Source organism: Brucella sp. GW823-FHT04E01, assembly GCF_058796175.1.
Map to the genome: position 1 here is coordinate 295,596 of NZ_JBXAIK010000001.1, position 14,853 is coordinate 310,448.

Below are 14,853 nucleotides of genomic sequence, written 5' to 3' on the forward strand. Positions count from 1 at the left end.
CAGATACGGCGTTCTGCAATTAGTTTCAACCTTGACCGCGCCCGCGCCCACAACTGCGCCAATATGCCGTGCATCGACGACGAGTTTCCCTGCCTGATAAACCCGACAGTTGGGCCCAAAACCCGAAAACTCTTCCTTGCCGTCTGCGGAAACTGCATCATATGATGTGAATTGAGGAACGGTTAGGAATGACGGACAGAATCCAGCGCTACAGTGCATGCAATCATGAAATGAAATTCAGTCATCCAGACACTCTATACGGGTATTCTTGTTAATAAACTCGTAGAGCTTTCCTGGATGAAGGAAACGGTCCGGATCGATTTCCACAACTTGCTGGTAAATGCGGGAAGCCCGGAAATGTCGAATTTTCATGAATTGAGCCGGTTTCCGTTAACCTTGTATTTAAAGTTTTAGGTATCGGCAGAAGAGGCCTATTTCCTTAACAAGCCCGAGCCGATACGATGCAAAATGGCGGAGAAAGTTTTGTAACGGCCTTTTTATGGTCCGGCCGTCGCAGTAATGAGTACGAGGTAGGCAAACAATGGCTTCCAAATCCAAGGCACAGAAGCTCGACCTTGAGGTTGAAAAGGCGCTGGAACAGGCACTCGATATCGATTTCGGTGACGATCTTGATATCGACATGGACTTGAGTGCGTTCGATGAAGGCTTCTCCGTCGATGATCTGGAAGAACAGATTTCGCGCGCGGCTGAAGAACTTGTTGCTGAGCAGAAGACCAAGACGGTAGAGCCCGTTGCCGTTTCCCCTGTGGAAACTGCTGCAAAAGTGGCCACCATCACCACTGCCTCGGTGATTGCAACGCCTGCAGCGCCGCCGGTCCCGCCGGTTGTGAAAGCTGCCGGACCAGTTTCGCAAGGTACGGCCAACGTTCAGCACAAGCCTGCCAACACCTCGAAGGTCGCAACGCCCGCGCCCGAACCTGTTGTCAGCAAGCCTGTTTCCGCTGCACCTGTTGCAACCGCCGCCACCGTTGCATCCCCTACCTTCACGCCGGCCAATGACGATTCCCGCAGTGAAAAAGCGATTATCGCCGCTCCGCGCCGTGCGACGGAAAACTCCTCTAAGCTTTTCTGGACGACAACTGCAATCAGCGTGCTCTGGGCCGCTGGCGGCGTCGCCCTGAGCAAAGCCATCAATCCTGATGTCTTTTCGACCCTGCAAGCCACCAAGGACTTTTTCACCTCGCCCGCCGGCCTCGGCGTCGTTGCGGGTGTAGCATTGCCGGTCGCCATGTTCTGGGGCTTCGCGCAACTCGTAAAACGCGCGCAGGAAATGCATACGGCAGCACGCAGCATGTCGGAAGCTGCGATGCGCCTGCTCCAGCCGGAAGCCGTATCCGGTGATCGCGTTTCTACCCTCGGACAGGCAGTGCGCCGCGAAGTCGCCGCCATGAACGAAGGCATCGAACGCACCTTGGCTCGTGCCGTCGAGCTGGAAACGCTCGTTCAGTCCGAAGTCAATCAGCTTGAGCGTGCTTATAGCGACAATGAAGTTCGCATTCGTTCGCTCGTCAGCGATCTGGGCAATGAGCGTGAAGCTGTTGTCAGCCATGCCGAACGGGTACGTTCATCGATCTCCGGTGCGCATGAGCAGCTTAAGGAAGAACTTTCCAGCGCGTCCAACATCATCCGCGACAATGTTCTGTCTGCCTCGCAGCAGCTGAGCACCCTGCTCGGCGAATCCGGTGAACGCCTGATCGGCAGCATCAACGAAAGCGGCGGCGCTATTGCCGAGGCCATTGAAACCCGCACCGGTGACATCGGCTCCCGCATCACGACTTCGGGCGAAGCTTTTGCAAACCTGCTCGATACGCGCATTGCAACGCTTGATGAACAGTCGCGCACTGTATCGGACCGCCTGACGGAAGCTCTGGACGAACGCACGACCGGTATTGCCAATCTGCTCGGCGGTGCAACGCAATCCATGGTCAGCGAATTCGACACCCGTCTTGCAAACCTCGAAAGCACCCTTTCCGAGCGTGGCCGGTCGCTTCTGTCCGAATTCGAAGCCCGTGCGCATGCTCTCGACAGCAGCACTGAGAAGCTCAATGCAGCTCTCGAAACCCGTTCGCGCCAGATCAACGAAAACCTCATCGCTCGTACTCGTGAAATCGCAGAGACCTTCTCCAGCGGTCGCACGTCTCTGAGCACGATGATCGACGAAACCAAGACAAAGATCGGCGAAGATCTGACATCTATCGGCGAAAGCGTCGGCAATATTCTTGGCGAAAAGGCCGATGCCTTTGCAGGCAAGCTTGCCGAAAGCCGTGATGTTCTGGCTGCTTCGCTGGAAGGCGAAACGGAACGCGTTTCCTCCGTCATCCGCGGTCATGCCGATACGCTTGCTGCACGCACGAGCGATATCGAGAATGCCGTTAACGTCAGCGCATCTGCCCTCAACACCGTTGCCGATAGTCATGCGGCAATTCTGGAAGAGCGGACCAACGCATTGCGCGAGACAATGGCAAGCCATTCCGCACTGCTTGATGCAAGCTTTGCAGACCACGCTCGTTCGCTGGAAGAGCGCGCCACCACGCTTCATGGTGTCATCGCGGGCAATCAAGCCATGCTTGCTCAACTGATGGATGAGCGTGCCGCCGCAATGCGCGATAACTTCAACGAAAACCGTGAGGTTCTCGCTCGCACTTTCGATGAGCGCGTAAATTCGCTACAGGCGCTCATCACTGATAATCAGAACACGCTCGCACGCATTCTCGATGAACGTGCAAGCAGCATGACTGATTCCATTGGTGCCGGTCGCGATGCATTTGTTGCCGCCTTGGGCGAACATGTTCGTCAGGTCGAAGAGCGCACGAGCGGCCTTCATAACGTCCTGAACGATCACAACAATGCCCTCTCCGGCATTCTGGACGGTCACGAGCGCACAATTGAAACGCGTGCTGCCGAAATCCGCTCGACCCTGAGTGAGAGCACGACATCGCTGAGCCAGACGCTGCAGGATCACAGTGATATCCTGGAACAGCGCACGACCAACCTTCACAACGCAATTGCCGACAGCAGTTCGACCATCAGCCGCGCATTCGAAGGCCAGACCGGCATTATCGAAGAACGCACACAGACGATGGAAAAGGCACTCACCATCGGCGTCGACAATGTCCGTCGTGCACTCGAACAGAGCGCTGGCATCGTTGCTGGCACGCTGCGCGAGAAGATCGGCGAAGCCGCGAGCACGCTTTCGGCTGAAGCAGCCAAGGCTGGTGAAGCTCTGGACGGCTTCGGCGAAGCATTCAGCGCTCGCCTGATCGATAATCTGTCTGGGACGGAAGCACGTCTCGGCGACCGCGCCGACGCGATTGCCGGTCGTCTTGGTGAGATCGAAAGCCGCCTCACCGGCGAGCTTGGCTCAATCGAAGCCCGCATCGCCAACACGGCAAGCAGAACCAGCGAAACGCTTGCTGGTCACAGCGAAGCCTTCGCTGCAAGCGTCGCCGACAACCTTGCTGGCACCGAAACGCGCCTCAATGAACGCGCCAGCGCTATTGCCAGCGGTCTTGAAGCAATCGAAAGCCGCCTCACCGGCGAACTTAGCTCGATTGAAGCGCGGATTGCCGATACGGCTTCCAAGACGAGTGAAACGCTTGCAGGCCATAGCGAGTCCTTCTCGGCCAGCGTTGCCGACAATCTCGCTGGTACCGAAACGCGCCTCGCTGAGCGTGCTGACGCGATTGCAACCCGTCTCGGTGATATCGGCTCGCGCATCACGATGGAACTCGGCTCCGTCGAGGCTCGTATTGCACAGGTAACCGACACGACTGCGGTGACGCTGGAAGAACGTACTCGTGAGCTCAATGCCGTTCTCGCTGCCCGTTCGCAGGAAATCACCAAGATCCTCAACGATACTGCAGAACCGCTTGTACAGCGGCTTGCTGATAGCGGTCGTGGACTGGCGCAGCAGCTTGAAGAAGCAACCCATGCCGCAACAGATAGGCTTCGTTCGGAAAACGCCGCTCTGGTCAATGCGCTTGCAAGCCGCACAGCGGAAACAATTGCCGCTGTTCAGCAGGCCAAGACCGGTCTTTCCGACAATGTCAGCGAACTGATCGATCGTCTTGCAGCCTCCAACGGCGAACTGGGCAAGTTGATCGACACTGCAACGCGCAATCTCACCGATATCGATGGTCGCCTTGTCGACACGACGTCGAGCTTCGTTGAGAACACCAACCGTGCAGCGCAGATGTTCCAGGCCTCCACGGGCCTGATTGACGGCAATATCGGTACGCTGCGCGCTATCTCCGACAGCACGCTGTCGCAGATCGCAGACATCGCCGACCGTTTCGAAGAGCACGGAAAGGTTCTCTCTTCGGCTTCCGACATGATCAACACGGCCCAGAACGGCCTTGTCAGCACGCTTGAAGATCGCCATCAGGCGCTCGACAAACTGGCATCCGGTCTCGTCGAGAAGTCGGAAGGCGTGGAAAAGCTGATGCAGTCCTTCGAAGGGCTGGTGACCTCCGCATTCCAGCGCGCCGAAGGCCAGACCCGTTCGTCTGCCGAGAAGATGCGGGAAAGCGTTTCGGAAATCGTTGAACAGGCAGCACAGAAGTTCTCTGCAGCAACCGACGATATTCGCCGCACTGCAAGCGAAATTCGAAACGAGCTCAACACGACCCGTGGCGAACTGAAGCGTGGCGTTCTCGACATGCCTGCCGAGGCCAAGGAAACAACGACCGCTATGCGCAAAGCCGTGAGCGAGCAGATCAATGCGCTCAAGGAACTGGCCGAAATCGTCAATAAGTCTGGTCGTCTGGTAGATGTCGGCGAAAGCCGTGCTGATCGCCCGGTTTCGCGTCCGGCACCGGCAGCAGCTCGTCCAGCCCCTGTTCAGGCACCGGTGGTACAGGCAGATGTTGCAATTCGCCAGCGCGCCTACGAAGCGCCGAAGGCTCAGCCTGCACCGGCAGCCGCACAGGCAGAAAAGCCGCGTGGATGGGTGTCTGATCTCCTAGCCCGTGCTTCCCGCGAGGAAGAAGAAGCCGCGCAGCCGAAAGCACAGCCGGTCGCAACGCCTCGTTCACCAAGCCATGTCGTTGAATCGCTAAACTCGCTTTCGGTGGACATTGCCCGCGCTATCGACCACGAAGCTTCGGTGGAGCTTTGGGACCGTTATCGTCGCGGTGAACGAAACGTCTTTACTCGCCGTCTCTACACGCTGAAGGGTCAGCAGACTTTTGATGATATCAAGCGCAAGTATCAGACGGATGGTGAATTCCGCCGCGCCGTCGACCGCTACATGGACGACTTCCAGCGTCTGCTTGAAGATGTAGCCCGCAACGACCGTGACAACATGGTGACGCGGACTTACCTCACCTCGGACACTGGTAAGGTCTACACCATGCTTGCCCACGCAAGCGGTCGCCTTCGCTAAGACCAGAACTCAAAGGAAACGCGGCCTTCGGGCCGCGTTTTTGTTTGTCTGGCTCGGATGAAACCGGCTGGTTCCGTTCAATAAAAAAGGTCGGTGCAACACGCCGACCTTTTTTATTGTTCCACCTTGCCTCAGTTGGAGTGCATCTCGAAAAGTGTGAAACGGTTCTCAGACAATATGTGCTTTAAAAAAACGGTTAGAGCGCTGTCACTGTCCAGCTAACAATCTCGCTAGCAGTCCGTTCAAAAGCCGCGTCAAGTGCCTTCACATAGGCCGCATTCGTCGCACCGCTTACCGGAATGGCCGTACGGAACACGCGGGTGGCCCGAACCTCGCCATTCTTGTCATTCATCAGTTTGACAGCCAGTTCGACCACTGCGAGCTTAGGCGATGCATAGGCCTGAATGCCGAACATGCGCAGATCGGTCAGAATCTGATAGTTGATTGCCAGCCCGTCTCCTGGACGGCCAATCCCGCCGAACACACCTGTATTCTCATAGGCCTGCACCAGACGTGATTGCACAATGTTCGTCAGCCTGTCACCCCATTGAGCACCCTTCAGATATTCGATGGAACCGGGCGCTGAGCTGACAACGATATTCTCGCTATCGAGCGCCTTAAGGGCTGTTGGCGTCGGAACCAGCAACTGTGTGTTCTTGCGGCTTGGCGAAGAAACACCGGGCTGCGGTGCAGACAGATTGAACGTGTCAAGCGGCGTTGTCGTCCCGCAGCCAGCAAGAAGTATGCTGAGCAGAACAGATATTGAAGTTGTACGACAAAGAGTGCGACGTGATTTCATGTCAATAAGGCTAGCTTTGGAAATCAATGACGCGTCCTCCCGTCATACTGAGGTACATTCCCTTTACCGCCAAAGATAAGGCGCTGAGGGTTACGCTCGAGATCGGTAATTGCCTGTTCTATGCGCTGAATGGAGCGGCGGCTATCCACCACGACGGATTGCACATCACGCAATCCCTGTCCCGAAAAACGCTGGAGATTGTCCGCAATCGGCCCCATCCGCTTGTCGAGATTGTCGGATGTCTGGCGGATGGATTCCAGCGTTGCCTTAGCCTGTGCAACAACCCCATCCTTGTCGTCGCTCGACAGGAGCTTGTCGGTCTTCGCCAGAATGGCGTCAACACGCACAGAAGCAGCGTTCAAGCGAGCCATCATATCCTTGGCGTCAGTGACGATCTGGTTGATGTTTCCGGTGTTCTCACCAAGTTCCTGAATAATGTTGGCGTTCTGTGCCAGTGCGTCGGTGAAAGTCTTCGTGTTGTTGATTGTATCCGTCAGCGGTCCACGAGCATCCTTTACGAAACCCTCCAACTGACCAAGCACGGCATTGGCTCGTGCAGCAATATCCTGTGCGGTAGCAAGAAGATTGTTGATTGAGGACGGATCGGCATCAATACGCGCAACCGAATCTACGTTTGCAGCCTCGGTCAGAAGATTGGGCTCATCAAGACGACCGCCCTTCAGTTCAATATAAGCCTGCCCGGTCAGTCCCTGAAAACCAAGGGTTGCTGCAGTTGAGCGGGTAATAGGTGTTGTCGCGTTGACGCGAGTTTTAACGATCACCATTTCTGGATTGGACGGATCAAGACGCAGCGCCCGAACATCGCCAACTTTGATACCGTTGAATAGAACCTGACTCCCGATCGAAAGGCCAGTCACGGAACCCGGGATACGAACATCGAGCTCCAGAGAATCGCGTGCTTCCCCAAAACGGGCGATCCAGAACACAAACGCGAAAGCCAACAGGCTGACGATCAGCGTAAAGACACCCACCAGAACATAATTGGCTTTAGTTTCCATATCTTATCCAGTCTGCAAGCGGCTGCCGGGCCGCCGTCTCGTTGGCGCCGATGGATCAATCTGGCGCGCACGCTTGCCCCGAAAATAGGATTTAACCCACGGATCGTCTACCGTTAGCATGTCTTCAATGGTGCCGCTGACGAGTACCTTCTTGTTTCCAAGAACGGCAATCCGGTCGCAAATTGCAAAAAGACTATCGAGATCATGAGTGACCATATAGACGGTCAGACCCATCGTATCCCGCAGATTGGCAATCAGGTCGTCAAACTCTGCAGCGCCAATGGGATCAAGACCCGATGTCGGTTCGTCAAGGAACAGAATATCCGGATCCAGAGCCAGAGCACGTGCAAGCGCAGCACGCTTGATCATGCCGCCGGAAAGTTCGGACGGAAACTTTTCTGCCGTGTCAGGCTTCAAACCGACAAGGTCGATTTTCAGTCGCGCCAGCTCGTCCATCAGCTTCGGCGACAGATCAAGATACTCGCGCATCGGAACCTGAATATTTTCAAGAACATTCAGCGCCGAAAATAGCGCTCCATGCTGAAACAAGACGCCCATACGCATGTCGATGGACATTTTTTCCATCTCATTCAGCTGATCGATGTTGCGACCGAGAATCTCGATTTCACCCGACTGTTTCTTGTTGAGACCGAGAATGGTCCGCATCAGCACTGATTTTCCCGCCCCCGAAGGACCGATGAAGCCCAGAACCTCGCCCTGGTAAATCTCAAGCGACAGCTTGTCGAGCACCGTCTGACGCCCGAACGAAACCGTCACGTCGCGCACCGAGATCATCGGCGCGGTCGTCTGGCGATTGTCTTCGTCCTGCAGTTGCGACCGGTGGTCGATGCCGTTCTCCATAACCATTCTTTAACCGAGCTTGGCTTCGGACTGAACCGTTGAACACGATTGAGGGGTCAATTTTCTGTGCAACTGTGTCTCAAAGAACCCATTAAAAACAAAGAACATAAGCAGTTTCTAAAAATTAATGGCCGCATAGAACATCGCAAACAAACCATCCACGACAATAACCACAAAAATTGCTTTCACAACGGAAGCAGTAACACGACGGCCAAGTGATTCTGCACTGCCACCGACCTTCATACCTTCTACCGAGGCGAGAATCCCGATGATCATGGCCATAAACGGTGCCTTGATAAGACCGGCGAAATAAGTATTAAGCGCCACTGCGTCATGCAGGCGGCTGATGAAAGCATCGGGCGAAATATTGGAGTAGAACCAAGCGACCCCGCCTGCCCCGATCAATGCAGCCAGGTCGGAAATGATGGTGAGCAATGGCAGGACTACGACCAGCGCAACGAGACGGGGAAAAACCAGAACGCCGACCGGATTGAGGCCGATAACCGTCAGAGCATCCGTCTCCTCGCGCATTTTCATGGAGCCGATTTCAGCTGTGATCGCACTGCCTGAACGACCGGCGATCATGATAGCTGTCAGAAGCACCCCGAGTTCACGCAGCACCAGAATGCCAACCAGATCGACGACAAAGATTTCTGCACCGAAATAGCGCAACTGAAATGCGCCCTGCTGGGCGATGATCGCACCAACGATCGTCGACATCAGGATGATAATGGGAATCGCACCGACGCCCATGCGGTCCATCTGCGTAACGATGGCAGCGATTGGAATACCGCTTCCTCGACCGTATTTCAGCTGGGCCCCGCGGATGGTGGCGCCCAGGATATGCATCGCCATCTTGAAGTCGTTACCCATAGAGATAACGCCACCGCCAAGCGCGGCCAGAAACGAGATAAAAAAGAACGGCTTCTTCTGACGTGGAATATCCAGAGTACGTTCGACAGCCTGCCCCACTTCCTCCATCAGAGGGAGCCAGGATTGACGCACGCCTTCAAGCTGGGCGTCGGCACTCTTTGCAACGAGCCGCTGCCGCAAGCGTTCAATCAGCCAGGCACCTGCCGTATCGAGACCGGATACGCCAGAAACATCGATTATCGTTGCTTTGTGTTCGTCCGTTTTCTCAAGACTGCGCATCTTGTCATCGACAAGATTGACGCTCTGCGAGACCCAGCGACCGCTCAACCTGATATGGCGCGCACCGTCCTGCTCCGTCAGATCAATCTTCGGCGCAGGATTATTGGTGGCTCTTGCTTTGTCGGCAGTGTCGGTCAACATGGCCTACCTCATATACGAGTCGTTGAACGACCGAAATACTGCGTCCCAGAGGGCATCTCTATGCACAATACCTTGAATATCATTGTCGAACGCTATCCCATCGCCGGAAAATTCACAATCTCCAGAGGTTCCAAGACGGAAGCCGTTGTCGTTGTGTGTGTGATTGGCAACGGTCTCAATCAAGGGCGCGGCGAATGCGTTCCTTATGCGCGTTATGGCGAAAGCATTGAGAGCGTGAGTGCCCAGATTGAAGCCGCCCGTACAGCTATCGAAAGTGGCGCCACACGACAGGATATCCAGACTTTGATGCCAGCCGGCGCTGCTCGCAATGCGGTCGATTGTGCCTTATGGGATCTCGAGGCAAAGGCATCAGGCAGAAGCGTCGCCGATATGCTCGGTACGCCAACCCGACCACTTGAAACCGCAATCACCGTTTCGCTCGGCACACCCGCCGAAATGGCAGAGTCGGCAGCCAAGGTCGCTCACTATCCTCTCATCAAGGTCAAAATGGGTGGTGAAAACGATATCGAGAAGATACAAGCGGTCACGAGTGCGGCTCCGAACAGTCGCATCATTATCGATGCAAACGAAGGTTGGACGGCCGACAATATTGCCGAGAACATGCGCGCAGCAGCCGACGCAGGCGTCGTTCTTATCGAACAGCCCTTACCAGCGGATAACGATCATATTCTCAGTGAAATTGAACGGCCTGTCATTATCTGTGCCGATGAAAGCGTTCATACGTCGGTCGGACTTGAGGAGCTGGCCAAGCGCTACGACGCGGTGAACATCAAGCTCGACAAAGCAGGTGGACTGACTGAAGGTCTCATCATGCGAGACAAGGCAATCAACTACGGTCTTCAGATCATGGTCGGCTGTATGGTCGGCACATCGCTCGGCATGGCGCCAGCTGTTCTGCTCGCCCAGAAAGCCAATGTGGTTGATCTTGATGGCCCGCTACTCCTCGCCCATGATCGTGACCCAGGCTTGCGCTATGATGGGGCTCTGGTTTACCTGCCGGAAGCCGCCGTTTGGGGCTGACTTGCACGTTGATAACTCTCGCTCGCGGTTCCGCTTATCGGAGCGAGAGCATCTTCGAAAATGTCCGCACAAGCGTCCCAGGTGAACTGCCTGAGCACCTGTGCGGGCTCAAACGGCTCCATTTGCAGGGCTGACAGACACGCCTTCCCAAGATCTTCGGAGAGAACGCCTGCCCCGGTTGCCCCCACGACATCCCGTGATCCGGGAACGGGATAGGCCGCCACCGGCAAGCCGGAGGCAATCGCTTCCAGCAAGACGAGACCAAACGTATCTGTCCGGCTTGGGAAGACAAACACGTCGGCTGCGGCATAGGTGTTTGCCAGCGTTTCACCTTCCTGTTTCCCGACAAACACAACCTCCGGGAAACGCGCACGCAGATCGTTGAGGGAAGGACCATCCCCGACGATCAACTTTGTGCCGGGAAGATCAAGCTCCAGAAACGCTGGCAGGTTCTTTTCCGTGGCGACGCGTCCCACACAAATGAACACCGGACGTGGCAAGTCCTTGACCACTTCCGGCCGAGGATAAAACAGATTGCGATCGACACCGCGCGTCCAGAGGTCCAGCCGCGTAAAACCTCGCCCCTTGAGATCATCCACAATAGATTGGGTCGGTACCAGCGTATGCTGGGCCGCATTATGGAAACGTCGCAGGAAAGCATAGGTCCATTGTGGCGGGACAGGAAAGCGTTCCGCAAGATATTCGGGAAACCGCGTGTGAAAGCTTGTCGTGAAGGACCAGCCCATTTTCAGGCAGGCGCGCCGTGCCATAAACCCGAGTGGACCCTCGGTTGCAATGTGCACATAGTCCGGTCGCATGACCTTCAGACGTCGTCTAAGCGCACCTGGCGTCGTCAAGGCGAGCCGGATTTCCGGATAGGTCGGACAGGGGACCGACCGATAATCCAGCGGAGATATGACGGTGACGTCGTATCCGCGCTCAATCATCAGATCACGACATTTGGTCAGCGTGCGCACGACGCCGTTGACTTGAGGATGCCAGGCGTCGGTAACGATGACAATTTTCTTCATCAGCGGAAGGTCGCCAGTTCGCGGACGGGAAGTGGGAGCTGGATTACCCTATCCTCGTCACGCTCTTCACTGTCGGAATTGACAATACCTGTCGTCGGGCGGCGATCACGGCGTTCCGTCCATTCGATGAGCTCCATACGGCCATCGAAATGTTCAATCACGGCCGTGCAGCTTTCCACCCAATCGCCCGTATTGATGTATTCCACGCCATTCATGCTCTCGATCGTGGCGTGATGAATATGGCCGCAGATCACACCATCAACCCCGATACGCTGCGCTTCTTCCGAAACCACGCTCTCGAACTGACCAATGAAATTGACCGCCTTTTTGACGCGAAACTTCGCCCAGGCTGAAAATGACCAGTAGCGCAGACCGAAAAGCGAGCGAACCCGGCTCATAACCGTATTTATCCAGATCGCTGTGTCATATGCCCAATCGCCCAGATAGGCGATAAAGCGGGCATTGCGTACAACCACATCGAACTGATCACCATGGATTACCAGAAACTTGCGACCGTCCGCCGTCTCATGGATCGCGCGGTTCATCACTTCGATGCCGCCAAAATGCGTTCCCTGAAAATTGCGCAGGAACTCATCGTGATTACCGGCAATGTAGATGATGTTGGCGCCCTTGCGGCTCTTGCGAAGCAGCTTCTGGACTACGTCATTATGCTCTTGCGGCCAATGCCAATTGCGCCGCAGGCGCCACCCATCGACAATATCGCCGACAAGATAGATCGTCTCGGCTTCATGATAGCGAAGAAAATCCAGAAGCAGTTCCGCCTGTGCGGCCTTGGAACCGAGATGCACATCCGAGATAAAGAGGGTTCGGAGTTTTCTGGGCTGCGGAGCGTCGGTGCTCATGTGGTTGTCCCCTTCAATGGCAACCTGATCTGAGCGCAGAAAACCCGATTCATGTCACAGAGATATGACGGTCGGCTTTGAGGCGCGGAAGGTAGCGTCCGCGCCTCTTGTTGTGTCCACTTTAGGCGACAAGTCCCACAGTTGGGCCGACATATCGCGATTGCGGACGAATGAGCTTGTTTGCCGCAACCTGTTCACGGCAATGCGCTATCCAGCCCATGGTTCGCCCCATAGCAAAAACGCAAGTGAAAGCCTCACGCGGGAACCCCAGTTGTTCCAACAACAAAGCAGTATAGAACTCGACATTGGTTTCGAGGGAACGGTCCGGCTTGTGGCGCTTTAGAACTGCGATAGCGGCTTTTTCAACGGCCTCGGCCAACTCAACGCGGTGTTTTCCACGCCCTTGTTCTAGGGCTTCGATGTGCTTCAATGCACCTTTCAAGGCATCGGCACGAGGATCGCGTACACGATAGACCCTGTGACCGAACCCCATCAGCCTGTCTCCATCGGCAACAGCAGATTCAAGCCAACGTTCAGCGTTGTCGGGTCTACCGATTGCATCCAGCATATCGAGGACCGGTCCGGGTGCACCACCATGCAGCGGTCCTTTCAATGCGCTGATTGCGGCAAGCAGCGATGAGGTCAATCCGGCTCGTGTTGATGCCACGACACGCGCAGCAAAAGTCGATGCGTTCAATCCATGGTCGGAAACCGTCATAAGATAGGTGTTCAGCCCCGCAACTTCTGCTTCATCCGGCATTCCCGCATTCATCATACGAAGGATGTCAGCGCTATGGGGAAGCGTCGGATCAGGATGTATGGGACGGCGCCCCTTCTGGCCCCTCAGAATGGCCGTCGTAAAGACTGCCGGTGCCGCCATCAGGTGTAAGGCTGCGGTCAGATCATCGTCATCAGGGATGCGTGCCATCAATGCGCGAAGCGCTTCGATGGGAGACATTTCCATCAATGTATCGTCAAGCGCATCCGTATGATGAAATACCTGTACGCGCGCTTCACCGAGCGCTTTTTGAAGCTCTTCCCCTTTGGGAAGGTCATTGAAAAAGCCGCCCCACAGAAGTTCTATTCCATCTTCGACGCTGCTATGCGGGACCAGATCGTCCAGCGACCGACCGCGAATAACCAGCCTGCCTGCAAGCCCATCGACGTCAGACAACACGGTTTCAGCAGCAATCACATCTTCAAGTCCGCTATTCATAATTATTCTCCTTGTTTGCCTTTCGACATTGAATCCAAGTATAGTTGACGTCAATCTTGACGAAATAGATCAATGTAGGGGGCAATAATGGACTGGCTAACTGCGGAGGAAGCCCTCGCTGTTCTCCAGACAAAGCCGCAGACTCTCTATGCAAATGTGAGCCGTGGCCGCATCCGTTCCAAACCATTGCCGGATGATCCGAGACGCAGCCTCTATCGGTCGGAGGATGTCCATCGTCTGGCTGGCAAGCGTCCCGGTCGCAAGAGAGATAGCGTGGTTGCCGCCGACACCATTCGTTGGGGCCTGCCGATCATGCGCTCGGGCATTTCGACCATCCTGGATGGCCGCTTGCTCTATCGCGGCTGCGACGCTGCTGAGCTGTCCGAAACAGCGACGCTGGAGGAAGTGGCTGCACTGCTGTGGCAGATGGATTTCGACGGTATCATCAGGAGTGACAACGAATCGACCTTGAACATTCGTCAGACCGAAACTGCGCCTCTGGAACGGCTGTTTACTGTCCTTGGTATTCGCGCTGCGAATGATCTACCCAGTTCGGGGCGTTCAACATCGATTCTGCAGCAAGAGGCTTTTGGTCTGCTGCAACTGTTTCACAATACCGTTCTTGGCGTTTCCGCATCGAATATGCCGATGCATGAACGCATTGCTCAGGCTTGGCAAAAGCCGCAGGCAAGTGATGTGATCCGGCGCATTCTTGTGCTTCTGGCCGACCACGAACTCAATGCATCGGCATTCGCTACACGCGTTGCGGCGTCTACAGGTACACCGCTTTCCGCTGCGGTTCTCGCCGGATTATCAACATTGATTGGCCCGCGACATGGACGAGCGGCTACAGCGGCGGCGGCTATTATTACGCAAACCCGGCAAATAGGAGCGGAAGCAGCGATCAAGGGCCAGCTCAGGCAAGGAACACAGTTTCACTTTTTCGGCCACCCGCTTTACCGCGAAACAGGTGATATTCGCGCCACCGCACTATTGGAACATCTGGAATTGCCTGCCTCCTATAGCGATCTGGAACAAAGTGCCGCGAACATTCTCGGAGAAAAGCCAAACGTCGATTTCGCCCTCGCCGCCGTTACAGAAATCTATGATCTACCGCCCGACGCACCGCTATTTCTGTTTGCGCTCGCACGCATTGTGGGATGGCTCGCCCATGCACTGGAACAGGCTGATAGCGGATCGCTTATACGCCCGAGGGCAGAATTCATGCCGCCGCTTGAATAGCACTTCACCAAATATTGTTCGCAATGAACGCATATTCTGCCGGTAAAAGGTGGACATATGCGCCCGTGAACCAGAATCCGGTTG

10 protein-coding genes are annotated in these 14,853 nt (G+C 55.5%); 3 read left to right on the plus strand and 7 right to left on the minus strand.

Annotation, left to right across the window (positions count from 1 at the left end):
• The first annotated feature begins 541 nt into the window (after positions 1-541).
• Positions 542-5,404 carry an apolipoprotein A-IV repeat region-like domain-containing protein gene (locus AC1RHM_RS01595; RefSeq protein ID WP_010660057.1) on the plus strand — a complete coding sequence of 1,621 codons (4,863 nt, stop codon included), beginning with the start codon at positions 542-544 and terminating at the stop codon, positions 5,402-5,404.
• A gap of 196 nt (positions 5,405-5,600) precedes the next feature.
• On the opposite strand, the gene AC1RHM_RS01600 is transcribed toward AC1RHM_RS01595, so the two are convergent.
• The 4 genes from AC1RHM_RS01600 to AC1RHM_RS01615 all read right to left on the minus strand — a co-directional run bounded on the left by AC1RHM_RS01600 (position 5,601) and on the right by AC1RHM_RS01615 (position 9,376).
• Positions 5,601-6,203 carry an ABC-type transport auxiliary lipoprotein family protein gene (locus tag AC1RHM_RS01600; protein WP_010660056.1) on the minus strand — a complete coding sequence of 201 codons (603 nt, stop codon included), beginning with the start codon at positions 6,201-6,203 and terminating at the stop codon, positions 5,601-5,603.
• A gap of 23 nt (positions 6,204-6,226) precedes the next feature.
• On the minus strand, positions 6,227-7,222 hold the full coding sequence (locus tag AC1RHM_RS01605; RefSeq protein WP_010660055.1) for an MlaD family protein: 996 nt from the start codon (positions 7,220-7,222) through the stop codon (positions 6,227-6,229).
• 3 nt (positions 7,223-7,225) lie between these two features.
• On the minus strand, positions 7,226-8,089 hold the full coding sequence (locus AC1RHM_RS01610; RefSeq protein WP_029376099.1) for an ABC transporter ATP-binding protein: 864 nt from the start codon (positions 8,087-8,089) through the stop codon (positions 7,226-7,228).
• A 111-nt stretch (positions 8,090-8,200) separates the two neighbouring features.
• Positions 8,201-9,376, minus strand: a complete 1,176-nt coding sequence (locus tag AC1RHM_RS01615; protein WP_010660053.1) for an ABC transporter permease — start codon at positions 9,374-9,376, stop codon at positions 8,201-8,203.
• A 60-nt stretch (positions 9,377-9,436) separates the two neighbouring features.
• On the opposite strand from AC1RHM_RS01615, the gene dgcA reads away from it, so the two are divergent.
• On the plus strand, positions 9,437-10,417 hold the full coding sequence (gene dgcA, locus AC1RHM_RS01620) for an N-acetyl-D-Glu racemase DgcA (protein WP_010660052.1): 981 nt from the start codon (positions 9,437-9,439) through the stop codon (positions 10,415-10,417).
• Here the strand turns inward: dgcA and AC1RHM_RS01625 are convergent.
• The 3 genes from AC1RHM_RS01625 to AC1RHM_RS01635 all read right to left on the minus strand — a co-directional run bounded on the left by AC1RHM_RS01625 (position 10,387) and on the right by AC1RHM_RS01635 (position 13,527).
• Positions 10,387-11,448 carry a glycosyltransferase family 4 protein gene (locus AC1RHM_RS01625; RefSeq protein WP_151576353.1) on the minus strand — a complete coding sequence of 354 codons (1,062 nt, stop codon included), beginning with the start codon at positions 11,446-11,448 and terminating at the stop codon, positions 10,387-10,389. The genes dgcA and AC1RHM_RS01625 overlap by 31 nt on opposite strands.
• Positions 11,448-12,311: a UDP-2,3-diacylglucosamine diphosphatase gene (locus AC1RHM_RS01630; protein ID WP_010660050.1), complete on the minus strand. Its 864-nt coding sequence runs from the start codon at positions 12,309-12,311 to the stop codon at positions 11,448-11,450. The genes AC1RHM_RS01625 and AC1RHM_RS01630 overlap by 1 nt, the downstream gene beginning before the upstream one ends.
• Before the next feature lie 121 nt (positions 12,312-12,432).
• Positions 12,433-13,527, minus strand: a complete 1,095-nt coding sequence (locus AC1RHM_RS01635; protein ID WP_010660049.1) for a citrate synthase/methylcitrate synthase — start codon at positions 13,525-13,527, stop codon at positions 12,433-12,435.
• Positions 13,528-13,614: 87 nt separating this feature from the next.
• Here AC1RHM_RS01635 and AC1RHM_RS01640 point away from each other — a divergent pair, with 87 nt between their 5' ends.
• A complete protein-coding gene (locus AC1RHM_RS01640) occupies positions 13,615-14,769 on the plus strand; it encodes a citrate synthase (protein ID WP_010660048.1) in 1,155 nt (384 codons plus the stop codon).
• The last annotated feature ends 84 nt before the right edge of the window (positions 14,770-14,853 follow it).